The organism is Sphingomonas sp., assembly GCA_019635535.1.
Classification (GTDB): Bacteria; Pseudomonadota; Alphaproteobacteria; order Sphingomonadales; family Sphingomonadaceae; genus Allosphingosinicella.
In genome coordinates this window covers 1-20,860 of sequence record JAHBZH010000001.1, presented here as the reverse complement: position 1 = coordinate 20,860, position 20,860 = coordinate 1, and the positions used below count along the sequence as shown (strand labels likewise).

22 protein-coding genes are annotated in these 20,860 nt (G+C 65.9%); 14 read left to right on the top strand and 8 right to left on the bottom strand.

The features are described from left to right. The first annotated feature begins 11 nt into the window (after nucleotides 1–11). Together typA and KF780_00105 are read left to right on the top strand one after the other, a co-directional pair. A complete protein-coding gene (gene typA, locus KF780_00110) occupies nucleotides 12–1,841 on the top strand; it encodes a translational GTPase TypA (GenBank protein MBX3560193.1) in 1,830 nt (609 codons plus the stop codon). A gap of 437 nt (nucleotides 1,842–2,278) precedes the next feature. Continuing rightward, nucleotides 2,279–3,052 (top strand): HNH endonuclease, encoded by a 774-nt coding sequence (locus tag KF780_00105; GenBank protein MBX3560192.1) that lies wholly within the window; start codon nucleotides 2,279–2,281, stop codon nucleotides 3,050–3,052. Between the two features lie 14 nt (nucleotides 3,053–3,066). On the opposite strand, the gene KF780_00100 is transcribed toward KF780_00105, so the two are convergent. Continuing rightward, the gene (locus KF780_00100; protein MBX3560191.1) at nucleotides 3,067–3,687 is read right to left on the bottom strand and encodes a hypothetical protein; all 621 of its coding nucleotides are present in this window, start codon (nucleotides 3,685–3,687) and stop codon (nucleotides 3,067–3,069) included. Between the two features lie 396 nt (nucleotides 3,688–4,083). Next, on the bottom strand, nucleotides 4,084–4,488 hold the full coding sequence (locus tag KF780_00095) for an EVE domain-containing protein (GenBank protein ID MBX3560190.1): 405 nt from the start codon (nucleotides 4,486–4,488) through the stop codon (nucleotides 4,084–4,086). Between the two features lie 73 nt (nucleotides 4,489–4,561). On the opposite strand from KF780_00095, the gene KF780_00090 reads away from it, so the two are divergent. The 8 genes from KF780_00090 to KF780_00055 all read left to right on the top strand — a co-directional run bounded on the left by KF780_00090 (nucleotide 4,562) and on the right by KF780_00055 (nucleotide 11,783). Continuing rightward, nucleotides 4,562–5,080 carry a hypothetical protein gene (locus tag KF780_00090; GenBank protein MBX3560189.1) on the top strand — a complete coding sequence of 173 codons (519 nt, stop codon included), beginning with the start codon at nucleotides 4,562–4,564 and terminating at the stop codon, nucleotides 5,078–5,080. A gap of 218 nt (nucleotides 5,081–5,298) precedes the next feature. Then, on the top strand, nucleotides 5,299–5,943 hold the full coding sequence (locus KF780_00085; GenBank protein MBX3560188.1) for a cell wall hydrolase: 645 nt from the start codon (nucleotides 5,299–5,301) through the stop codon (nucleotides 5,941–5,943). 35 nt (nucleotides 5,944–5,978) lie between these two features. After that, a complete protein-coding gene (panB, locus tag KF780_00080) occupies nucleotides 5,979–6,833 on the top strand; it encodes a 3-methyl-2-oxobutanoate hydroxymethyltransferase (protein MBX3560187.1) in 855 nt (284 codons plus the stop codon). Between the two features lie 128 nt (nucleotides 6,834–6,961). Then, entirely contained in the window at nucleotides 6,962–7,711 is a 750-nt protein-coding gene (locus KF780_00075; GenBank protein MBX3560186.1) for a tetratricopeptide repeat protein, read from the top strand. Beyond that, nucleotides 7,708–9,087 (top strand): PQQ-binding-like beta-propeller repeat protein, encoded by a 1,380-nt coding sequence (locus KF780_00070; GenBank protein ID MBX3560185.1) that lies wholly within the window; start codon nucleotides 7,708–7,710, stop codon nucleotides 9,085–9,087. Before KF780_00075 ends, KF780_00070 begins: the two co-directional genes overlap by 4 nt. 21 nt (nucleotides 9,088–9,108) lie before the next feature. Beyond that, entirely contained in the window at nucleotides 9,109–10,482 is a 1,374-nt protein-coding gene (gene der, locus KF780_00065) for a ribosome biogenesis GTPase Der (GenBank protein MBX3560184.1), read from the top strand. Nucleotides 10,483–10,555: 73 nt separating this feature from the next. Further along, entirely contained in the window at nucleotides 10,556–10,984 is a 429-nt protein-coding gene (locus KF780_00060) for an Hpt domain-containing protein (protein ID MBX3560183.1), read from the top strand. A gap of 49 nt (nucleotides 10,985–11,033) precedes the next feature. Beyond that, complete coding sequence (locus KF780_00055) at nucleotides 11,034–11,783, top strand: hypothetical protein (protein ID MBX3560182.1); 750 nt, start codon at nucleotides 11,034–11,036, stop codon at nucleotides 11,781–11,783. On the opposite strand, the gene KF780_00050 is transcribed toward KF780_00055, so the two are convergent. Further along, the gene (locus tag KF780_00050) at nucleotides 11,777–13,048 is read right to left on the bottom strand and encodes a DUF418 domain-containing protein (protein MBX3560181.1); all 1,272 of its coding nucleotides are present in this window, start codon (nucleotides 13,046–13,048) and stop codon (nucleotides 11,777–11,779) included. The two genes, KF780_00055 and KF780_00050, sit on opposite strands and share 7 nt — an antisense overlap. A 25-nt stretch (nucleotides 13,049–13,073) precedes the next feature. Beyond that, nucleotides 13,074–14,141, bottom strand: coding sequence for an energy transducer TonB (locus KF780_00045; GenBank protein MBX3560180.1), 1,068 nt, complete (start codon nucleotides 14,139–14,141; stop codon nucleotides 13,074–13,076). Nucleotides 14,142–14,737: 596 nt separating this feature from the next. Here KF780_00045 and KF780_00040 point away from each other — a divergent pair. From KF780_00040 to KF780_00025, 4 genes are all read left to right on the top strand, one after another. Then, nucleotides 14,738–14,914 (top strand): hypothetical protein, encoded by a 177-nt coding sequence (locus tag KF780_00040; protein MBX3560179.1) that lies wholly within the window; start codon nucleotides 14,738–14,740, stop codon nucleotides 14,912–14,914. 115 nt (nucleotides 14,915–15,029) lie between these two features. Next, nucleotides 15,030–15,434, top strand: coding sequence for a hypothetical protein (locus KF780_00035; GenBank protein ID MBX3560178.1), 405 nt, complete (start codon nucleotides 15,030–15,032; stop codon nucleotides 15,432–15,434). Nucleotides 15,435–15,437: 3 nt separating this feature from the next. Next, nucleotides 15,438–16,331, top strand: coding sequence for a hypothetical protein (locus tag KF780_00030; protein ID MBX3560177.1), 894 nt, complete (start codon nucleotides 15,438–15,440; stop codon nucleotides 16,329–16,331). 96 nt (nucleotides 16,332–16,427) lie between these two features. After that, nucleotides 16,428–18,884, top strand: a complete 2,457-nt coding sequence (locus KF780_00025) for a TonB-dependent receptor (protein ID MBX3560176.1) — start codon at nucleotides 16,428–16,430, stop codon at nucleotides 18,882–18,884. Nucleotides 18,885–19,032: 148 nt separating this feature from the next. Here KF780_00025 and bfr read toward each other — a convergent pair whose 3' ends face one another. From bfr to KF780_00005, 4 genes are all read right to left on the bottom strand, one after another. Beyond that, nucleotides 19,033–19,512, bottom strand: a complete 480-nt coding sequence (gene bfr / locus KF780_00020; GenBank protein MBX3560175.1) for a bacterioferritin — start codon at nucleotides 19,510–19,512, stop codon at nucleotides 19,033–19,035. A 185-nt stretch (nucleotides 19,513–19,697) separates the two neighbouring features. Next, complete coding sequence (locus KF780_00015; GenBank protein MBX3560174.1) at nucleotides 19,698–19,868, bottom strand: (2Fe-2S)-binding protein; 171 nt, start codon at nucleotides 19,866–19,868, stop codon at nucleotides 19,698–19,700. Between the two features lie 44 nt (nucleotides 19,869–19,912). Then, nucleotides 19,913–20,326 (bottom strand): DUF3052 family protein, encoded by a 414-nt coding sequence (locus tag KF780_00010; protein ID MBX3560173.1) that lies wholly within the window; start codon nucleotides 20,324–20,326, stop codon nucleotides 19,913–19,915. A 47-nt stretch (nucleotides 20,327–20,373) separates the two neighbouring features. After that, a partial coding sequence (locus KF780_00005; GenBank protein MBX3560172.1) for a hypothetical protein occupies nucleotides 20,374–20,860 on the bottom strand: 487 nt, incomplete at its 5' end.

Below are 20,860 nucleotides of genomic sequence, written 5' to 3'. Positions count from 1 at the left end.
GAGTATATAAGATGAGCCTTCGCAACGTGGCGATCATCGCCCACGTCGATCACGGCAAGACCACCCTTGTCGATCAGCTGTTCCGCCAGTCCGGCACCTTCCGCGACAATCAGCGCGTGGAGGAGCGGGCGATGGATTCGAACGACCTGGAGAAGGAACGCGGGATCACCATCCTCGCCAAATGCACCAGCGTCGAGTGGGAGCATGGCGGCGAGACCACCCGGATCAACATCGTCGACACGCCCGGCCACGCCGATTTCGGCGCGGAGGTGGAGCGGATCCTGTCGATGGTGGACGGCGTCATCCTGCTCGTCGACGCGGCGGAAGGCCCGATGCCGCAGACCAAGTTCGTCACCGGCAAGGCGCTCGCCCGCGGGCTGAAGCCGATCGTCGTCGTCAACAAGATCGATCGCCCGGACGCCCGCGCCGCCGAGGTGCTCGACGAATGTTTCGAGCTGTTCCTCAGCCTCGACGCCAATGACGAGCAGCTCGATTTCCCGACCCTCTACGCCTCGGGCCGCAACGGCTATGCCGGCCGCACCGACGACGTGCGTTCCGGCGATCTGACCCCGCTCTTCGAGACCATCGTCAGCCACATTCCGGCCCCGGGCCTCGACACCGGGGGCGAGTTCAGGATGCTCGCCACCCTGCTCGACCGCGACCCCTTCCTCGGCCGCATCCTCACCGGCCGGATCGAGAGCGGCCGCCTCGACGTCAACGCCCCGATCCACGCCATCGACGTGGAGGGCAATCCCGTGGAGGCGGGCCGCGCCACCAAGATGTTCGCCTTCCGGGGCCTCGAGCGCGTGCCGGTCGACAGCGCGCAGGCGGGCGACATCATCGCGATCGCCGGCCTCACCAGGGCGACCGTCTCCAACACGATCGCGGCGCCCGGCGTCGCCGATCCGGTCGCCGCCCGCCCGATCGATCCGCCGACGCTGGCGATGAGCTTCGCGGTCAATGACAGCCCCTATGCGGGCAAGGACGGCGACAAGGTGCAGAGCCGCGTCATCCGCGACCGGCTGGAGCGCGAGGCGGAAACGAACGTCGCGATCCGCGTCACCGCCGCGCACGACAATGACGCGTTCGAGGTCGCCGGCCGCGGCGAGCTTCAATTGGGCGTCCTCATCGAGACGATGCGGCGCGAGGGCTTCGAGCTCTCCATCTCCCGCCCCCGCGTCCTCTTCCGCGACGGTCCCAACGGGCGTGAGGAGCCCTATGAGACGGTCGTCATCGACGTGGACGACGAACATTCGGGCACGGTCGTCGAGAAGATGGCGCTGCGCAAGGCGGAGATGACCGACATGCGCCCCAGCGGCGGCGGCAAGACGCGCCTCACCTTCTCCGCCCCCTCGCGCGGCCTGATCGGCTATCATGGCGAGTTCCTCAGCGACACGCGCGGCACCGGCATCATGAACCGCCTGTTCGAGAAATACGGCCCCTACAAGGGCCGGATCGAGGGCCGTCAGAACGGCGTCCTCATCTCGATGGAGCAGGGCGAGGCGGTCGCCTACGCCCTCAACGCGCTCGAAGATCGCGGCATCATGTTCATCTCGCCGGGCGACAAGCTCTACGAAGGCATGGTGATCGGCGAAAACGCCAAGCCGCAGGACCTGGAGGTGAACCCGCTCAAGTCCAAGCAGCTCACCAACTTCCGCGCCAGCGGCAAGGACGAAGGCATCCGCCTCACCCCGCCGCGCCGCATGACGCTGGAACAGGCGATCGCCTACATCCAGGACGACGAGCTGGTCGAGGTGACGCCGAAGGTGGTGCGGATCCGGAAGCGGTATCTGGACCCGCATGAAAGGAAGAGGCAGAGCCGGAAGGCGGAGGCCGCGTAACTGCCGAGCGTAGCGACGCCGGCGCGGCACGCTCCGCCGGAGCAGCGCGTAGAGACAGTTTGCGCCGGCCAGCCTGCGTCCGCAGAGACGACAGGACTGACGTCACGGGACAATGGTCCCGTGACGTCCCCGCAGAACCGCTGGAGTGAAAGGCTTCCACCGCGCCGCATGATTTCCTCCCCCCTTTTTTCGAAATCGAGGCGTGGACGGCCACCCGCAGGGGGTGGAGGGGGCGACGTGGAACGCGGCCGACACAGCGTGTAGAGACTGGCGCCGGTCGAACGACGCGCTAGCAACGGCGCGCGGTGATGAAGAGACTCCGGAATCCATAAGATCGGTGAAGATCTGCCGAGCATCTTAGAAACCTGTCGGGGTGCTTCTCTCTTGTTCCGGTTTGAGGAAGCGATAACATATCAGCCTTCTAGTCGGGGGATGGAATGACGACCTCAGTTCGCTGGACAGAAGATCAGACTAAGCGCGCGCTCTATCTCTACTTCCAGCTTCCTTTTGGGAAGTTGCACCAGAGGAATCCTGAGATCATCGCGCTCGCTGCGGCATTGGATCGAACGCCCTCGTCGGTGGCCATGAAGCTCGCTAATTTCGCGAGCCTCGACCCGAAGATCGTAGAAAGTGGACGGAAAGGGCTGGAAGGGGCGTCTGCGCTCGACCGCAAGGTTTGGGACGAGTTTCACAGCGACTGGACCAAACTCGTCACGGAACTCAGTATGCGCGAGGGAGTGCTGCAACCCTCAGATCGGAACAAGGTCTGCGATGCGCCCTTTGACTTCAGGTACGAACCACCCGACGGGGTGACTGCCAAATCCAGAGAAATCGAGCAAAGGGTTGGTCAGGCTTTCTTTCGACGGGCCGTGATGGCGAACTTCGAAGATAGCTGTTGTGTCACTGGCATTGCCGATCGCCGTCTTCTCAACGCCAGCCACATCTCTCCGTGGGCAACGGATGTTGCTAACCGTCACAATCCACGAAACGGGCTGTGCCTCTCTGCCACGTTCGACCGAGCTTTTGATCGTTGCCTAATGACGGTCACGCCTGATCATAAAGTCCGTTTGTCGAAGCAGCTTCTACAGAGCAAGAGCAAGGAAACTAAGGCCTTCTTTGCGCCATACGAGGGGCGTTCTCTTCGGATGGCCACACATGTGGCACTGGATGAAGCATTGCTCCGACAGCACAATCAAAGGCTGCTCGATTAACCAGTCTTGCGGGGTCAAGCTGCGAGATTGTCCATCGCATAGTCGCCCCATTGATCCGCCATCGCCTCGGCGATTCCCGTAAAAAAGCGGCTGCGTTCTTTCCAACGATCAGGACTTGGGGAGGCATGGTGAACGCGCGGCTCACGGCCGGCGACGATGTTCGTTGGAGCGAGCGGCGGGAGATTTTTGAGCCAGAAGCAGGTCCGCTTGGTTTCACCGTGCCCGAACTGCCACGGCTGCACGCTCTGCGCTGGCTCGACATAGTTGACGATCCGCTCTTTGGCATGGCGATGCATTACCGGATTCTCCACGCAAATCCGCTCAATCGGAGCATTCCAGAAAGCTGAGAACAACTCAGCACCCTCATCTAGCTCGCGCCACATTTCCTCCAGCGTTCGACCGGGAGGGGGAACATGCAGCCAGCGAACCCCGCTGTTGCAAAGTCGTGTGCATGGCGGGTGAGCAACGATCAGTAAGTCCCACCCATCATCAAGAACGTCGCGCGCGTCACCGGTGATATGCCGGTTGCTCCGATCCTCGGCAGGTAAAAGATCGCACGACCACGCATCATAGCCGTGATCGAGAAAGGCGTTGCGCACGGTACCAGAGAACTCGCAAGCAACTAATATCCTCAATTTCGTCCCCTCCCGGAAGTCGTGTCGAGAACTACATATCAACTCCCATAGCTAGAACAGGAAAGAAACAAACCAGGACGAAAACCAGGTAATATTCTTCGTGTGATGCGGGTCCAGTCAGGGGCTTGGCTCAGAGAGCAAGAACAAAATGCAAACAAACTATTTTCCTACAGCCCCCTCCTTAAGGCATAAGCTGGCCGGTTCACCCCGGCTTGAGGAGGCTAGATCATGCGCAGGAAAGACGCCGCCCTTCGGCAAGTCCGGAACGAAATCCGGGTGTCCCGCCACGGCCTCCCGGTGCGCCGCGCGCCCCGGCGGCGCCGCATCGCCGAGGGGGCGATGCCTCCTCACGGGGCGTCAGGTTCGTCAACTTCCGCGCCAGGGCGGCCGGCGTCGCTACGCTCGGGCGCTCATCGCCAGCACCCGCGCCCATTCCTCCTCGCGCACCGGGGCGACGGAGAGGCGCGATTGGCGGACCAGTTCCATCTTCGCCAGTGCTGGCTCGGCCTTGATCTCGGCGAGCGTCACCGGGCGGGCGAGCTTGCGCACCGGCGTCACGGGGACCTTCACCCACGCGCCGTCCTCGCCGTCCGGCTTCTGCGCGCCGGCGATCCGCATGATGCCGATCGCGGCCTTGTCTTCATTGCTGTGGTAGAAGAAGGCCTCGTCGCCCGGCTCCATGGCGCGCAGATGCAGGCGCGCGGCATTGTTGCGCACGCCGTCCCAGTCCGTCTCGCCGTCGCGGACCAGATCGTCCCAGCTGTAGACGTGCGGTTCGGACTTCATCAGCCATTTGGCCATGGATCGGGGCTCCCTCGCGCGGACGGCGGGCCGAAAGTTGCCGCCTCGTCATTGTCCGCCTAGAGGATAAGGCATGACGGCTCAACGCATCCTCGCCTGCTCCCTCGCGCTGTTTCTCGCCGGCTGCGGCGGGGAGCGCGCGCCGCTGCCGGAAGGGCAGGGCTCCTCCACGCCGGAATATGTCCGCGCCGAGGCGGAGGATCCGCTGCAGGGCGGGATGGTGACGCCGGTGCGGATCGGCGAACTCGGCCCCAATTTCGCCGCCTGCAACGCGCGCGGCGCGACGCGCGAGCGCGCCGGTGCGGATCACGTGCCGGTGCGCCCGGCGCCGTTCGATCCGGCCGAGGAGATCGACCGGCTGCCGGCCGGCGCGGAATTCTTCATCTGCTCGCGCAGCCACGACCAGCGCTGGTTCGGCATCGTCTATGATTCGGGCGGGGTCGCGGCGGAGCGCTGCGGCGTCTCCGCGCCGATCGGCCGGCGGGCCAATTACGAAGGGCCGTGCGCGGCCGGCTGGGTGCCGAGCAATCTCGTCCGGCTCGTCTCCGGCGTGCCGCACCAGCTTTCCGCCGGAGACGCGCCGGCGCAATAGTTGCGCGGTTCGTCCCGCCCGGGGCTCGATTCGTCGCTGCATTGCAGCATAAAGCTTGATTCGTTTCGCTGCGCTGCACAATGAGGCCGGAACGGTTCAACGAGCTTGGCCGCCGAAGCGCATGAGCGCGGGCGGCCGCAAGCAAGTCGGCAGGTTGATGGACCGGGCGCGGGGAGCGCCCGACGGGATCGCGGCGCCGCACTGGGTACGTCTCCTTCATGTTCCATACGGTTCGCGCCGCGGGCTTCGCCGCGGCCGCTTTCGTTGCGGCGGCCACCTTGTGGGACGGCCCGCTCAGCGCCTGGCAGGGCGACGGCATTCCGACGCCCGCCACCTCCTGGCTGACCCATGCCGCGGCACCGGCGGAGGTGGGCGATCTGGGCCTCAACGAGACGCTGCCGGAAGCCGCGCCGGAGCCGGACCCGGTGCCGGTCGCGCCGCCCCCGCCGCCGCTCTCCACCCTGGTCGAGCGCAAGGCGACCGGCGAGACCGCCAATGCCGAGCAGCATTGCCTGGCCAGCGCCGTCTATTTCGAGGCGCGCGGCGAGTCGCTGGAGGGGCAGCTCGCGGTCGCCGAAGTGGTGCTGAACCGCACCCGCTCCGGCCGCTATCCGGACGGCATCTGCGCGGTGGTGCGCCAGCGCGCCCAATTCTCCTTCGTCCGGGGCGGCGTCATCCCGCGCGCCGATCGCAATTCGCCGGCCTGGCGCCGCGCCGTCGCGGTGGCGCGCATCGCCGAGATCGGCGAGCCGCGCCTGCTCTCCGAAGGCGTGCTCTGGTATCACGCGCATTACGTCTCGCCCTCCTGGGGCCGGCGGCTGGCGCGCACGACGCGGATCGGCGCGCACATCTTCTACAGCTAGCGCGGGACCGGGCGGATCGGCTAAGCCTTCGCTCCATGTCCACCTACACGATCGACACCGCGACCAGCCGGGCGACGCCGAGCCCGGCGCCGATGAAGCGGCTCACCGCCCCGGCGATCATGGCGCGCAAGGGTGGCGAGCCGATCGTCGCGCTCACCGCCTACACGATGCGCATGGCGCAGTTGCTCGATCCGCATTGCGACTTGCTGCTGGTCGGCGACAGCCTGGGCCAGGTGATCTACGGCCTGCCGTCCACCATTCCGGTCAGCCTCGACATGATGTGCGCGCACGGCGCGGCGGTGGTGCGCGGTTCGTGGCACGCTTTGGTCGCGGTCGATATGCCGTTCGGCTCCTACGAGGCGAGCCCGGCGCAGGCGTTCGACAATGCCGCGCGCGTCCTCAAGGAGACCGGCGCGGCGGCGGTGAAGCTGGAAGGCGGCGAGGCGATGGCGGAGACCATCGCCTTTCTGGTGCAGCGCGGCATTCCGGTGATCGGCCATGTCGGGCTGACCCCGCAGGCGGTGAACGCGCTGGGCGGCTATCGCGCGCGCGGCCGGGACGATGCGGAGAAGGCGAAGATCCTCGCCGACGCCCGGGCGGTGGCCGATGCGGGCTGCTTCGCGCTGGTTCTGGAAGGCGTGATGGAAGAGATCGCGGACGAGGCGACGGCGCTGGTCGCCTGCCCGACGATCGGCATCGGCGCCTCGGCGCGCTGCGACGGCCAGATCCTCGTAACCGAGGACATGCTGGGCCTGTTCGAGCGGACGCCGCGCTTCGTGAAGCGGTTCGGCGATCTCGCCGCCGAGGTCGGCAAGGCGGCGGAGGCCTATGCGGCGGACGTGAAAAGCCGGGCCTTTCCGACCGACGAGCAGATCTACCGCCCCAAGTGAGGGTCTTTTCCTTCGCGCCCGGCATCGGTAAGGAGCGGCAGGGGGCGCCAGCCGGCGCGCCCGGCGGGCGCCGCTCAGGTGGGAAGGGACGGGCGCCGCACGGCACCCGATGAGTTTGGAGATATAGATTGGCGATCAAGCCGAGCGATGGCGATGTGTTCCTGCGCGAAGTCGACGAGGAGCTGCGCAAGGAGCGGATAAACACTTTCGTGGCGCGCTATGGATGGGCGATCATCGCTGCGGTCGTGCTCGTGCTGGGTTCGATCGGCGGCTGGCTGTGGTGGCAGCATCGCCAGGCGGAGGCCGCTTCCGCGCAGGGCGAGACGCTGCTCGAAGCGCTCGACGCACTGGAAAGCGGCGGTGCCGCCAACGCACAACCCAAGATCGCCGAACTCGCCGAGAGCCGCATCCCCGGCTATCGCGCCGCCGCCCTGTTCGCGCGGGCAAATGCCGAATTGCAGGCCAACAACAATGTGGCCGCGATCGCGACGTTGCGCAGCATCGCCGAGGATCAGGGGCTGGACGAAACCTATCGCAACGCCGCCCTGGTGCGGCAGACCGCGCTCGAATTCGATACGCTTCAGCCACAGGCCGTGATCCAACGCCTCGGGCCGCTCGCCCGTGCCGGCGAACCCTGGTTCGGCAGCGCCGGCGAGCTGGTCGGCATCGCCCATCTCAAGATGAATCGCGCCGATCTTGCCGGCCAGCTTTTCGGCCAGATCGGCCGCGACGAGGCCGTTCCGCCGTCGATCCGCACCCGTGCGATCCAGATGGCCGGGTCGCTCGGCGTCAATGCCCTCGACGAGCCGGACGGCGCGGACGCGGGCGCGAATCAGGCGGCGTCCGCCGCCCCCGCAGCCAGGGAATCTGCCGAATGAAGCGTATCGTTTTCGCGCTGACCGCGCTGAGCCTGCTCGCCGGTTGCAACGTCCTGAACCGCGGCAATTCTCGCGGCCCCGTCACGCCGACGGTCGGCGAGCGCATCCCGGTGCTCGGCCGCGAAGGGCAGGTGGAGGCCGATCCGGCGCTGGCCGACATTCCGGTCACCGTGCCGATGGCGGTCGCCAATCCTGACTGGCCGCAGCCCGGCGGCAATGCCGAGAAGGTCATGATCCACGTCGCGCTGGGCGATTCGCCGAGCCAGGCCTGGAGCGTCAGCATCGGCGAGGGCGGCAGCAACCGCGCCCGCCTCGCCGCCGAACCGGTCGTCGCCGGCGGGCGGGTCTATACGATCGACACGCGGGCCACGGTGCGCGCCTTCAACGCCGATACCGGCGCCGTGATCTGGGAGCGCCAGGTGCGCGGCGAGAACAGCCCGCGCGAAACGCTGTTCGGGGGCGGCGTCGCCGTATCGACGGAAGATGGCCGCGTCTACGCGACCAACGGCGCGGGCGATGCCGCCGCGCTTAACGCCGCCAACGGTGAAGTGGTCTGGCTGACCAAGCCCGGCGGTCCGCTGCGCGGCGCGCCGACCATCGCTGCCGATGCGATCTATGCGATCAGCCAGGACAATCAGCTTTACGCGCTCAATCCCGATACCGGCGCGACGCGCTGGAGCGGGGCGGCCTCGTTCGAGCTGGCCGGGGTGTTCGGCACCGCCGCGCCCGCTTTCGCGCAGAGCACGGTCGTCGCCGGCTTCTCGTCCGGCGAGCTGACCGCCTATCGCTACGAGAACGGCCAGGTGGTGTGGCAGGATGCGTTGGCCCGTACCGGCGTTTCCACCCAGGTCGGCCAGCTTTCCGACATCGACGCCGATCCCGTGATCGACAATGGCCGCGTCTTCGCGGTCGGGCAGGGCGGTCGCATGGTCGCCGTGGAGCTCATCACCGGCCAGCGCGCCTGGGAGCTCAACATCGCCGGCATCTCGACCCCCTGGGTGGCAGGCGAGTGGGTGTTCGTGGTCACCGATCGCGCCCAGCTGATCGCCGTCGCCCGCGCCTCCGGCCGCATCCGCTGGATCGCGCAGCTTCCGGCTTTCCGCCGGCCGGAGCGGCGCGATGAGCGTCCCGATCGCACCACCGGACAGATTCGGGTGCGGCCGGGGCAGGATCCGATCTTCTGGCGGGGCCCGGTCCTCGCCGGCAACCGGCTCGTGCTGGTGAGTTCGCAAGGGCAAATCGCCTATGTCTCGCCGCGCGACGGATCGATCCTGTCGATCAGCGATGCGCGTACCAGCTTCTCGCTCCCGCCGGTGGTGGCGAACAACACGCTCTACCTGCTGGACGACAGCGGGCGGTTGACCGCCTGGAGGTAAGCGGGCAGGGCGGCTGGCCTTATGGCCAGACTCCCCATCGTCGCGATCGTCGGACGTCCGAACGTCGGCAAGTCCACCTTGTTCAACCGGCTGGTTGGCAAGAAGCTTGCGCTCGTCGACGACCGGCCGGGCGTGACCCGCGACCGGCGCGAGGGCGACGCCACTTTGCTCGGTCTCGAATTCCGGGTGATCGACACGGCCGGTTATGAGGACGAGGACCCCGAAACGCTGCCGGGGCGGATGCGCGCGCAGACCATCGCCGCAGTGCGCGAAGCGGATGCCGCACTGTTCCTGATCGACGGGCGAGCCGGCGTCACACCGCTGGATGAGGAAATCGCCCGCTGGCTGCGATCGGAATCGACGTCGGTGATCCTCGCCGCCAACAAGGCCGAGGGGCGTGCCGCGGAGGCGGGCATGTTTGAGGCCTATGCGCTGGGGCTGGGCGATCCGATCGCGATCAGCGCCGAGCATGGCGAGGGCGTCGTCGATCTGTTCGAGCAGCTGCGCCCGCATGTCGAGCGCGACGTGGTCGCGGATGAGGACGAAGAGGATGGCGAGGGACCACTGAAGCTCGCCATCGTCGGACGGCCCAATGCCGGCAAGTCAACTCTCATCAACCGGATGCTGGGCCAGGACCGGCTGATCACCGGGCCGGAAGCCGGCATCACCCGCGATTCGATCGCGATCGACTGGGACTGGGCGGACAGGGAAGGGGTAAGACGCCCCGTCCGTCTGATCGACACCGCCGGCATGCGCAAGAAGGCGAAGGTCGAGGACAAGCTGGAGAAGCTGTCCGTCGCCGATGCGCGGCGCGCGGTCGATTTCGCCGAGGTCGTCGTGCTGTTGCTGGATGGAACGCGGGGGCTCGAGGCACAGGATTTGCGGATCGCCGACAATGTGCTGCAGGAAGGCCGCGCGCTGATCGTCGCGATCAACAAATGGGACGTAGCGGAAAATGCCAGCGCCTTGTTCAACGGCATCAAGGCGGCGCTCGACGAGGGGCTTTCGCAGGCGCGCGGCGTGCCCTTGCTCACCGTGTCGGGCAAGACCGGCAAGGGCATCGACCAGCTGCTAACTGCCGCGTTCGAAGTGCGGGAGGTCTGGTCGCGGCGCGTTTCGACCGGTCAGCTCAACCGCTGGTTCGAGAGCGCGGTGGAGAAGAATCCGCCACCCGCGCCGGGCGGCAAGCGGATCAAGCTAAGGTACATCACCCAGGTGAACACCCGCCCGCCCAGTTTCGTGCTGTTCGGCACGCGGGTCGATCAACTTCCCGATTCCTATCTGCGCTACCTGGTCAACGGCATCCGCCGCGAGCTCGACTTCGGCGCGGTGCCGGTACGGCTCCAGGTTCGCGCATCGCGCAACCCCTTCGACCGCGCCGGTTTCAAAAACTGATTTTCATCAACCGCATATTTACTTGGCGCGCGCTAGAATCACGGCGGGGTTGGACCAGGAAGGACTTACCGCGTTGGAAAACGCTGCCGCACAGCTCGTCGTCTGGACGGAATTTCAACGTACGCGCGCCGAGCTTGGCGCCAATTTCGTGCGCATCCTCAGCTATTTTCGCGAGGACGGCGAAAAGGCCGTCGGACGGATCGAGGAGGCGATGCACGAGCGCAATGTCGCCGCGCTGGTCCTGCCTGCGCATACGATGAAGTCCGAAGCGCGCCAGTTCGGCGCCGAACAGCTGGGCATGCTCGCCGAGGAGATCGAGGTGGCAGCGCGCCGCGCGCTCGAATCGCATCTCTTCCCAGACCATATCGTCCCCGAAGTGGCGAAGCTGCGGCCGCTCTATCTGCGCACGATCGAGTTGCTGGAGCGCGAGACAAACCCGCTCGCTCAGCGCCGCCGGCCCTTCGGGCGCGCGGCGAGCAATCAGGATTTCGGTCGGCTCTGAGCCCCAGATTCCATTTGCCTCGCCCGTCGCGACCCGCCTAGCTATGCCCATGCCCGGTCTTCGCATCCTGCTTCTCGCCGCCGCGCTCGTAATTGCGCCGGTCGTCGCCATGCCCGTCGTCGCGCAGGAGGCCACCGAGGCGGAGCTGCTGGCGGAATTCCAGGCAGCGATCGCGGAAATGCGCGCGCTGATGCTGCGGCGGGGCGAACGGGTGGAAGGCTGGGACGTCGGCGGCGTGGATCCCGATGCGGACCTCCGCGCGATGGGCGCGGACAATTATTATTTCCTGACCAGTTCCGTCGCCGACGACAGCGTCAGCATCCTCACCGACCGGCCGATCGGCGAATATGTCCCGCGTCACTGGCGGATCGCAGACACCTATGGCCGCGAAGCCGCGCTGCTGCCGGGCGGGCAGGTCGATTTCGTCCACTTGTCCGCACGCTATGTCTTCGCCGCCCGATCCCGGGTCGAGCGGCGCCGGGACGCGGCCTGCTACAGCAATCTCGACCAGGCGATTCTCTACGAAATCCCCGATTCTCCGGAAGGTGAAGACGACGAGTTGCTGCCGGCGCTGTTTCGCATGACCATTCTCGCCACCGAGGACGAGACGATCTGCGTGCGTTATGAGGGCGATCGCCGGCACGGCTATCGCGGGCGCAGCTTCACCCAGGACGGCTATACGCTGCCGGAAATCGACGCCGGACGCGAGAACGACGTGTCGCGGATCGTTCGCGCCGCCCCGATCGAGGCCCTGCTCGTCTGGCGCGGCCGGCCCGAGCCGGGCCCCGCCATCTACTGAGCCTTGCGCATCGGCTGGAGCTGCCAGCGCGCCAGGCTGCGCCACAGCCATTCGAACGGGCCGTAGCGGAAGCGATCGAGCCAGGGCTTCGACCAGAGCAGCATCAGCGCCCAGACCGCGATTACCGGGATCCACAGCTCGATCCGGCTGAGATGGCCGAACAGGCCGAAGCCGTAGCCGTAGAAGAGCGTCGTCATCAGGATCGACGTGCCGAGATAATTGGTGAAGGCGGCGCGGCCGGCGGCGGCGATGCGATCCGTCAGCGCGCCGCCCTTGCGGGTCAGCAGGATCACCAGCGCGGCCAATGCCATTACCATGAGCGGGCGGACGAGGCCGGTCGCGGTCATCGAGATCGCGAACACCATCGGCACCGAAAAGCCGTCGCTGAGCAAAGCCCAGGCGAACAGCGCATAGACGGGCAGCCCGATGGCAAAGCCGGTGACGGCCCATTTGCGGTAGCGAGTCTCGTCCCATGCGCCGCGGAAGAACCCGGATTTGAATGCGGCCATGCCGAGGACCATGTAGCCCAGCGTCTCGAGGCCGAAGAACAGGGTGTTCACGAACGGCGTGGCCGCCATGTTGGTCAACCGCTCTGTGACAATGCCCGCATAGCCGCCCTGATAGAGCGCGAGGCTGGTCGCTATCGCTTCCTCGGTGCCGCCGAAATCGCGCTGCAGATCGTGCCACGACCGGAGCGTTTCCGCGCTCGCGTCCGGCATCGCGGCGGCGGCGGCGAGCATCGCGATGCCGAACGAAGCGAAGCCCATCAGCAGCATCTGCAGGATCACCAGCACGATGCCCCAGATCACCAACGCCCGCACCGACAGGTTGCGGAAGGCATAGAGGATCAGGCCGCACAAGGCGTAGGCGGCGAGGATGTCGCCGAACCAGATCAGGTAGAAATGGAGCAGGCCGAAGACGAGCAGCCAGCCCATCCGCGCATAATGGGCGCGCGCCGGCGAGCCGCCCGACGCCTGCGCGCTTTCGATGACCAGCAGGGTCGAGGCGCCGAACATGAAGGAGAAGAAGCCGCGCATCTTGCCGTCGATCAGGATGAAGCTGACCAGCCAGGAGGCGAGATCGGCCTGGCTCTCCAGCCCGTAGGCGAGCGGGTTCATATAGGCCTGGAAGGGCATGGCGAAGGCGACGATGTTCATCGCCAGGATGCCCATCACGGCGACGCCGCGCAGGATATCCAGCGTGGCGATGCGATCGGGGGGAGCGAAAAGCGGGCCCGGATCGTCGGTCTGAACGGCGTCGGTCATTCGGCATCCCCCTCCCGAACGGTCTTCACGCTTCCAGATATCCCATTTGCATATCCTGGCAATGGCGTTGTGCGCGGCCCGCCTCCTCAGGGCACGGCAAAAACGTCGATCTCGACCGCGGACGGTGCGGAATCGAGCTCCCCGGCGCCCCTGTCGAGCCAGGTTTGCGACAGGAACAGCCCGCAGGGGCCGGAATAGTCGAAGGAGCGACGGCCGAAACCGTCATCGCGGGTCGCGCGGCACTCCTCGGGGTTGCCGTCCTCCACCAGCATGAACTCGGTCCGGCGCGAGGCGACGAGACGCCCCGCCGGCCGCGGCCAATCGGTGGCGTCTCCCGCCGGGCGCAGCGTGATGGCGACGGTCGCGCGCCTGGCCCGCGCGCGGTTGTCGGCCAGGAAATATCCCGGATCCCCCGCGATGATCCGGCACGCTGCCCGGCTCCATTCCGGAGGCACGCTGCCGTGCTCGCTGAGCTGGCAGTCCGTAACCCGCCCGGCGCGCAACGTGAGCGCGACGCTGAGCTGGCCAGGGGCATCAGCGTGGGATCGGCCAGCATCCATGTGACGCGCGCGCGATAGATCGCGTTCGTCGCGCCGTCGGCCGCGCGGAAGCGAATCCGCATGGCGAGATCGCAGGTCCCGTCATCGAGCTCGACGAAACCGGAAGACTGACGGATGCCGCAGGCAGCGGGCCGCCCGGCCGCGTCCAGCAGCAGCCAGAAGGACACAGCGCCCTCCTGATTGCGACGCAAGGCGGCGGCCGGGTAGATTCCGAAATCGGACCAGTCGGGGCCGCTGATGATCGCCCCCGATCGCTGCACCGCAAGCTCCGCGTTGGCAATGTCGCCGACCGGGTAGCGGCGCATCGCCTGGTCCGGCGCCGGCGGCGCCACGGGAAGCGGTGCGACGACAGCCGGCCGATCCGAAGCCCCGCCCGATTGCGCGTCGGCCGCGATTGCGGGTGCGGCAACCGCCAGGACGGCCACCATCGCGATGCCGCGCAGGATATCGAGCGTGGCGATGCGATCGGACGGCGTGGCGGCGGCAAGGGCCGGCGCGGCGGGCTGCACAGCAGGCGATACGGCTTCAGTCATCCGGCGAACCCCCCAGCCCGAAATTCAGCAACTTCACCCATATCGCACCCGGTGCGCGCCGGCGAAGTTGACGAAGTTGACGCCCTACAGGGGCAAGTCCGTTTCCGCGCCCCGACCACCGCCCCGCCGGCGGGCCATGGCGCGCGGCGGGAACGTGACGAGTCGGCAGCGGACTGCGCCCATCGCGCAGGATAAGGCAGAGGAAATCCTACTTTGCAAGCGGGGCGAGAAGATGGCGCCCGGTTCGGCGGTGAATCGGCATAGCGACGGCTATGCGCCCATCCACGACGTTGCCGGCCGGTTTCAGATTGCTCGAAAGCGGCCGTTCGCCGTGTGGCATCAGCTACGCCGCGCCATATCCCCTGTGATCAGCGCCATGTTAAGCGTCGAGTAAAGCGTGGCCGAAACCGTCAATGAATAAAATTATTTCATTAGTTGATGTTTAATTCTCCCTTACGAAAGGTATATATCGTGATTTATCAATAATGTCGTGGAGGATTAATCTTTATTGACACTAGGTCTCCTAATCACCAATATAGGCTGGCGTGATGATAATGAGTCATCGCGTGTAACGTTAAACAACAGGAGAGATTACTATGAGGCGCACGTCTATCGTGTTGGCCGCGTTGTTTTGCGCGCTTGCCCCGGCTGCTGTTCAAGCGACACCTGCTTCGGTGGAAACCAAGCAGTCGGTCTGCATCCCCATCATCATCGAAATTGACGGTGAACAGGTTGTGGGGCTCCTTTGCATTCCGCAAGGCGGTGTGCTCTAATCCGAGCTAATCGTCGATCTTGGGGCGGCGTCAGGAATAGGCGCCGACCCCAATGCAAGTTCGATCATACTTGGCTGCTTCAGGCCGGGCCGGAGCGCTCGCCAGAGGAGGATCAATGTTCGTGATGTCGAGTACGGCTGCTATGGCTATAGCCATGGTTCTGGTCTCGGCGCCGAGTGAATCGGGGATAGCCGAAACGACCACATCAGCCGCGGCCGATACGTCCGAGCAGACCATTGGGACCGGCGCATGGAGGGGTAGCTTCCTTCAGAGATACTGGACGTTCGAATTCTCTCATCAGAACGGCCGCTGGTCGGGACGCTATATGCGCAGCGACGGACGCGATTGGCACGCACTGACCGAGTTGATGGTATCCGGGCGCGCGGTGTCGTTCAGCTTCGTCTCCAGCCCTAGAATCATTTTCGCGCTGGAGCTTAATGCCGACGGTCGAAGCCTGTCCGGCACGGCCACGGTCGATGGTGTTGGCGTTGTGCCGTTCTCCGCGGCGCGGGCGCCCTGATCGATGTGGCCGACCATCGCGGTTGTCCCATTTCTGCTCTTCGCCGCTCTGATTGATCCTGAGAGGTCGCCCGCTTCGGTGTTGTCGAGGACGCCGACATCGTTCGGCCATGTACAGGTCGATGCCGCCGATGTCGCTGCTGCGATCGTGGAAGGGGAAGCCGCCCATGTGACCGCGCGCACCGTGCTCGGGCTTGCCGATGTGCGGTTTGACATCGTCGAGGCGCAGGACTCGCCGAGGCGTTTCGGCGAACGCTCATCCGAAGGCGTCCCGACCTACGTCTGGCCGTTCAGGCAAAGTGCCGATGGACGTTCGCAGCCCCCGCCCGCTTACCTGCTGCGCCACGAGATCGGGCACGACTTGTTCATCCGCTATCTCGTGCCCAGCACAGGCTCCAGCCAATATGGCGGCGATGCGCCCGACTGGCTCGACGAGATGGCAGCGATCGCGTTCGAAGGCGAGCCGCTGCGCTCGCTGCGGCGTCGCTCGATCGTACACGTCGCGCAGGAAGGGAAGCTGATCCCGCTGCACCGATTCCTCAACATGGTCCATCCGGAAATGGCGGCGGGATCGATACCAGATACAGACGGCCGGCTCGGTGCCGCATTTGACCCGGCGTCCGATGAGACCGCGAGCTTCTATGCCATGGCCGCCGCCTTCTATGAATTCCTGGTCGCGCGCACCGAAAATGCCGCCATCATCGCCGATCTGGCTGCGGTGGTACGTCGCGGGGAGCCGGTCGAACCATGGCTGCTCGCCCGCACCGGCTATGCCGACGCGGCGCGCGGAATCGATGCGCTGGACCGCGATTTCCAGAACTGGATCGCTTCGGGCGCCGGGTACGGCGGTCCGTCCGGTCAGCGAGCCACTCGTACGAACGAACCCTGCTCGCGATGACGCAGTAAGATGCGCTCAGAAAGAATCCTGCAGGAGCGATCGCATTCCGGACGAATCAGGCGGCGCGCGGTCACGGCGTTGATGGTCAGCGCTCCAATGTTCGCGCCCTTCTTGCACCCGGCTCTAGCCCAGCCCCAGCCGCCCGCGGATACGCAAAGCGTCCCGCCTGTCCCGACGACCCCACCACCGCCTGTCATTCTCGATCGCGACGGCAATCCGGTGCCGCCAGAGCTGCAGCGGGAATTGCAGGAGCGGCTGAGGAGCCATTCGCCGCCCGACCGTCCTGCCACGCCGGTCAGTCCCGCACGGTCGACCGGCGACGGCGCCATAGTTGTCGAGGGCCAGCGGCCGCGCGGCTCCGTTACCGGCGACATCCCGCCGGAGCGAACCTTCAGCGCGCTCGAGATCAACGCCTATGGTGCCGGTAATGTCGGAGAGCTCCTACAGGCGCTGAACCCTCAGATGCGCAGCAATGGCGGGCGGGAGGGGAGCGGACCGGTGACTTTGCTGAACGGGCGGCGTGTGTCGAGCTTTTCCGAAATCGCCGAAATCCCCAGCGAGGCGATCGAACGAGTCGAGGTTTTCCCTGAAGAACTGGCTCTCCAATATGGGTATCGGCCGGACCAGAAGGTCGTCAACATCGTCACCTACGAACGGTTTCGTTCCTACCTCGGCCAGCTTGGTGCGATCGCCTCGGCTGCGGGCGGCTATGCGGCGGGAAGCGTCCGGGCCAATTATTTCGCGATCAGGGGAAACACCCGGCTCGACTTCGGCTTTGACTATAACCGGTCGTCCGCGCTGTTGGAGAGCGATCGCGACGTGGCGCAGCTCGACGCCACGCTGGACGCTGGCCGGTTCCGCACCTTGCTGCCCGAAACCGAGCGGCTCAGCGTGAGCGGTCTGGTTGGCGGCACGCTGTTCGACACGGTGGCGACGACGTTGACCGGCCGGTTCGAAGCGAGCGGCTTCCAGTCGCTGCTGGGCAGGATCGGCAGCGACGCGTTGACACGAGACTCCGGCACCCGCACCGTGGAATTGGGAACCGCCCTGCACGGACAGATTGGCCGTTGGCTGTGGACCTTCACGGGCCGCTATAATCACTTGGCGACCGACATCGTCACGGATAGCGGTGCAGCGGCCAACATGCGGGACCAGGCCCACTCGGCTAATGCCTCCGCGAACGCCACCCTGCTGCTGAGCGGCGCACCGCTGCGTCTGCCTGCCGGTCCGCTCTCGACGATCGTTCGCGGCAGTTTCGAGCGGTGGGATTACAGCAGCGTTTCGTTGCGAAAGGGGGTCGACCGGCGGGCGGATATGTCCCGCGATAGCAGCGCGGTTCAGGTGAGTCTCAACCTGCCGATTGCCCGCGCGGGCGGTCGTGGCGCGGCAGCGCTCGGCGATCTGTCCATCAATGCCAACGTCGAGGTGACGAGGCTGTCGGACTACGACACGCTGTACGGTCATGGCGTGGGCCTCAACTGGTCCCCGATCGCCGCCATCAACCTCATCGCCTCCTTCACGACCGGAGAGGCGGCACCGACGCTCGAACAGTTGGGCGCGCCGCTGCTCGCGACCGCCAACCTGCGCACTTTCGACCTCGCCCGGCGCGAGGTCGTCGACATCACCCGGATCACCGGTGGTAACCCGGCCCTTCGATCGGAGGAGCGCCGGGTCTTCAGGCTCGGTCTCACCGTCCGGCCGCTCCACGCCACCGACCTTACCATTAGCGCGGATTATGTCGCGACCCGTATTAACGACCCGATCGCCCCCTTCCCGCTGCTGACGCCGCAGCTCGAAACCGCTTTCCCGGACCGCTTCACGCGTGCCGCCGACGGCCGGCTCGTGCAGATTGACGCCCGTCCGCTGAACTTCGATAGTGCCCGCCAGCAACGCCTGCGCTGGGGATTCAGCTTCGTCCGGCCACTCGGGACGATCGAGCCATGGATGCGCGCCGCCCCGGTGCGCACCTACGCGAGCGAGGCGGAGGCGCGCGCGGCGACTGGACCCGCAGGCATGGTCACGATGGTCCAACCGGGCAGCGCTCTCGCCCGACGCTTCGAGAACCTTGCCAGCCGGTTGTTCGTCAGCATCTTCCACACCTGGCGATTTCAGGACGAGATCGTCCCCAGTTTCGACGGCCCAACGCTCGACCTGCTTGACGGCGCCGCCATCGATCTGCGCGGCGGCACACGCCGTCACGAGATCGAAGTGCAAGCGGGCGTCTATAAAGGCGGCCTCGGCGCTCGTGTCGAGTTCAATTGGCAAAGCGGCATAAGCCTCAGCGGAGGTGGCGGGGCCTCGACGAACGACTTGTTCTTCTCCGATCTCGCCATTGTGAACATCAACCTTTTCGCGAACCTCCAGGACCGTTTCGGGGGCGCCAATGCACCTCAATGGCTCAGGGGATTGCGACTGACCTTCGGCATCACCAACCTGTTCGACAGCCGCCTCCAGGTTCGGGACTCCATCGGATCAACGCCGCTCAGCTATCAACCCGCCTATCTCGACCCCATTGGCAGGCTGCTCAGCGTTACCCTCCGCAAGGTCTTCTAGATCTACGCTTATTGCCCCGGCCCGGTTTATCATTTGTGCGGTTCCGGCCACTATCCAGCCCGCGGCGGTGACCGGTGAACGCTATGGTACCCGGAGTTGAATTTCAGACTTAGTGTGGACGGCGATTAACCGAGCCCATCCGCCCCGTTCAGTCCTCCGCCGGCTTGCTCTGCAGCTGGATATAGTTCTGCAAACCCATCCGCGCGATCATGTCGAGCTGGGTCTCGAGGAAGTCGATATGCGCCTCCTCGCTTTCCAGGATGCGCTCGAATATCTCGCGGCTGACATAGTCGCGCACCTTCTCGCAATGGGCGACGGCGCCGCGCAGCTGCTCGCGCGCCTCGTGCTCGAGATCGAGATCGGCCTTCAGTATCTCCTCGACATTCTCGCCGATGCGCAGGCGCCCGAGGAGCTGGAAATTGGGCAGGCCGTCGAGGAACAGGATGCGCTCGGCGAGCGTGTCGGCATGCTTCATCTCGTCGATCGATTCGTGCCGCTCGTACTCGGCGAGCCGCTTCACGCCCCAATTGTCGAGCATCCGGTAATGCAGCCAATATTGGTTGATCGCGGTCAGCTCGTTCTTGAGCGTCTCGTTCAGGAACTCGATGACCTTTTCGTCGCCCTTCATGGGTGAGCCTCCAATGGATGATCGCGCGCAGTGTAACGCGCAAAGGCTTAAAAAGCACCAAAAAATGGCGGAAAACCGCGAAAAATTACGCGATATTGCTAAGCGTTCGCGTTCGTAGATGACGCGCGATTCCGGGATGCGCGGCGCGAGCGCGAGTCATTTTCGATAGGCGGAACAGCCGGCCGTCAGGCGGCGGTGCGTTCGGAGTCGATGATCTCGCGCGCGAAGGTGAAGCATTGGCCGCAGCGCGGCTTGCGGCCGTAGCAGCGATAGGCGCTGGTCGGGCAGGACGCGCCCTCGCGCGCCGCCTGGCGCACCTCGGTTTCGCGAATCGCGTTGCAGACGCAGACGATCATGGAGCCGAGCTAGCGATAATGCGACACGTTCGCAATAGTTACGATCAATTCCCGCGCAATTCCTTGCGGATCATCAGCTTGAGGCCGGACCAGATGTCGTCCACCGCGCAGACCTTCACGTCGATCAAGCCCAGCGGCAGCGCTAGTTCGCGAATCGCGTCCTCGGTGACGTCGCCGGGGCGCTTCGCCGCCTGCTTCGGCCAGCTCACCCACAGGAAGCCGTCCGAGGCGAGGAGCGGGCGCAGGCGGGCGAGCGCCGTTTCCAGGTCGCTGCGCCAGCTCACGAAGATGTGGCCGGCCTCGATCGGCGGCTCGGGCCAGACGAGATGGACGAGCTCGTAGCCATGCTCCTCGATCTCGGCGCGGACGGAGGAGGGCATATCCTCCCACCAGACGCGCAGCCCGTCCTTCAGCGACAGCTTGCGCGCCAGCGGCGTGCCGGAATAGCCGGTGGTCATCGGCCTTACTCCTCCGGCGCGCATATTAGCCGATTTGCGGCGCGCGGTCAGGCCGGATGGACGCGGCCCCCGAAATGGCGCGCGGCGATCAGCGCGATGGGCAGGCCGACCAGCGCGACATGGGCGAAGAGCTGGGTGCCGACCGAGACCGGCGAGGGCGGAAAGGCGGCGGGGAAGCGCAAAGGCACGACGATCAGGTTCATGACCGCATAGGTGAGGAGGCCGTAGGCGACGCCCCATATGAGCGGCCGGTCGGCGAGCGACGGCAGCCGCGCGGCGGCGAGCATGTAGGCGGCGGCCATCGCGGCCATCAGCGCGAAGTGGACGGCGAGGCCCAAGGCGGCGCCGGCGGCGCCCCATTCGGTCGCGGACGGAACGGGACCGGAGGCGACGAAGCGCAGCATCCCGGCCACCGGGCGGCCGTAATAGAGGGTGAGCCCGGCGGCGAAGACGATGTCGAGCGCGCCGGCGACAAGGGTGGCGAGGGCGATGGGTTTGGCGAGGCTTTGGAGCATGAACGGTCCTTCCCTGATG

Bases quoted from the DNA above. Each gene is read 5' to 3' on its own strand.
- typA (MBX3560193.1), top strand. From the start codon at position 12: ATGAGCCTTCGCAACGTGGCGATCATCGCCCACGTCGATCACGGCAAG.
- KF780_00105 (MBX3560192.1), top strand. From the start codon at position 2,279: ATGACGACCTCAGTTCGCTGGACAGAAGATCAGACTAAGCGCGCGCTC.
- KF780_00095 (MBX3560190.1), bottom strand. From the start codon at position 4,488: ATGGCCAAATGGCTGATGAAGTCCGAACCGCACGTCTACAGCTGGGAC.
- KF780_00090 (MBX3560189.1), top strand. From the start codon at position 4,562: ATGACGGCTCAACGCATCCTCGCCTGCTCCCTCGCGCTGTTTCTCGCC.
- KF780_00085 (MBX3560188.1), top strand. From the start codon at position 5,299: ATGTTCCATACGGTTCGCGCCGCGGGCTTCGCCGCGGCCGCTTTCGTT.
- panB (MBX3560187.1), top strand. From the start codon at position 5,979: ATGTCCACCTACACGATCGACACCGCGACCAGCCGGGCGACGCCGAGC.
- KF780_00070 (MBX3560185.1), top strand. From the start codon at position 7,708: ATGAAGCGTATCGTTTTCGCGCTGACCGCGCTGAGCCTGCTCGCCGGT.
- der (MBX3560184.1), top strand. From the start codon at position 9,109: ATGGCCAGACTCCCCATCGTCGCGATCGTCGGACGTCCGAACGTCGGC.
- KF780_00055 (MBX3560182.1), top strand. From the start codon at position 11,034: ATGCCCGGTCTTCGCATCCTGCTTCTCGCCGCCGCGCTCGTAATTGCG.
- KF780_00050 (MBX3560181.1), bottom strand. From the start codon at position 13,048: ATGACCGACGCCGTTCAGACCGACGATCCGGGCCCGCTTTTCGCTCCC.
- KF780_00045 (MBX3560180.1), bottom strand. From the start codon at position 14,141: ATGACTGAAGCCGTATCGCCTGCTGTGCAGCCCGCCGCGCCGGCCCTT.
- KF780_00040 (MBX3560179.1), top strand. From the start codon at position 14,738: ATGAGGCGCACGTCTATCGTGTTGGCCGCGTTGTTTTGCGCGCTTGCC.
- KF780_00035 (MBX3560178.1), top strand. From the start codon at position 15,030: ATGTTCGTGATGTCGAGTACGGCTGCTATGGCTATAGCCATGGTTCTG.
- KF780_00030 (MBX3560177.1), top strand. From the start codon at position 15,438: ATGTGGCCGACCATCGCGGTTGTCCCATTTCTGCTCTTCGCCGCTCTG.
- KF780_00025 (MBX3560176.1), top strand. From the start codon at position 16,428: ATGTTCGCGCCCTTCTTGCACCCGGCTCTAGCCCAGCCCCAGCCGCCC.
- bfr (MBX3560175.1), bottom strand. From the start codon at position 19,512: ATGAAGGGCGACGAAAAGGTCATCGAGTTCCTGAACGAGACGCTCAAG.
- KF780_00015 (MBX3560174.1), bottom strand. From the start codon at position 19,868: ATGATCGTCTGCGTCTGCAACGCGATTCGCGAAACCGAGGTGCGCCAG.
- KF780_00010 (MBX3560173.1), bottom strand. From the start codon at position 20,326: ATGACCACCGGCTATTCCGGCACGCCGCTGGCGCGCAAGCTGTCGCTG.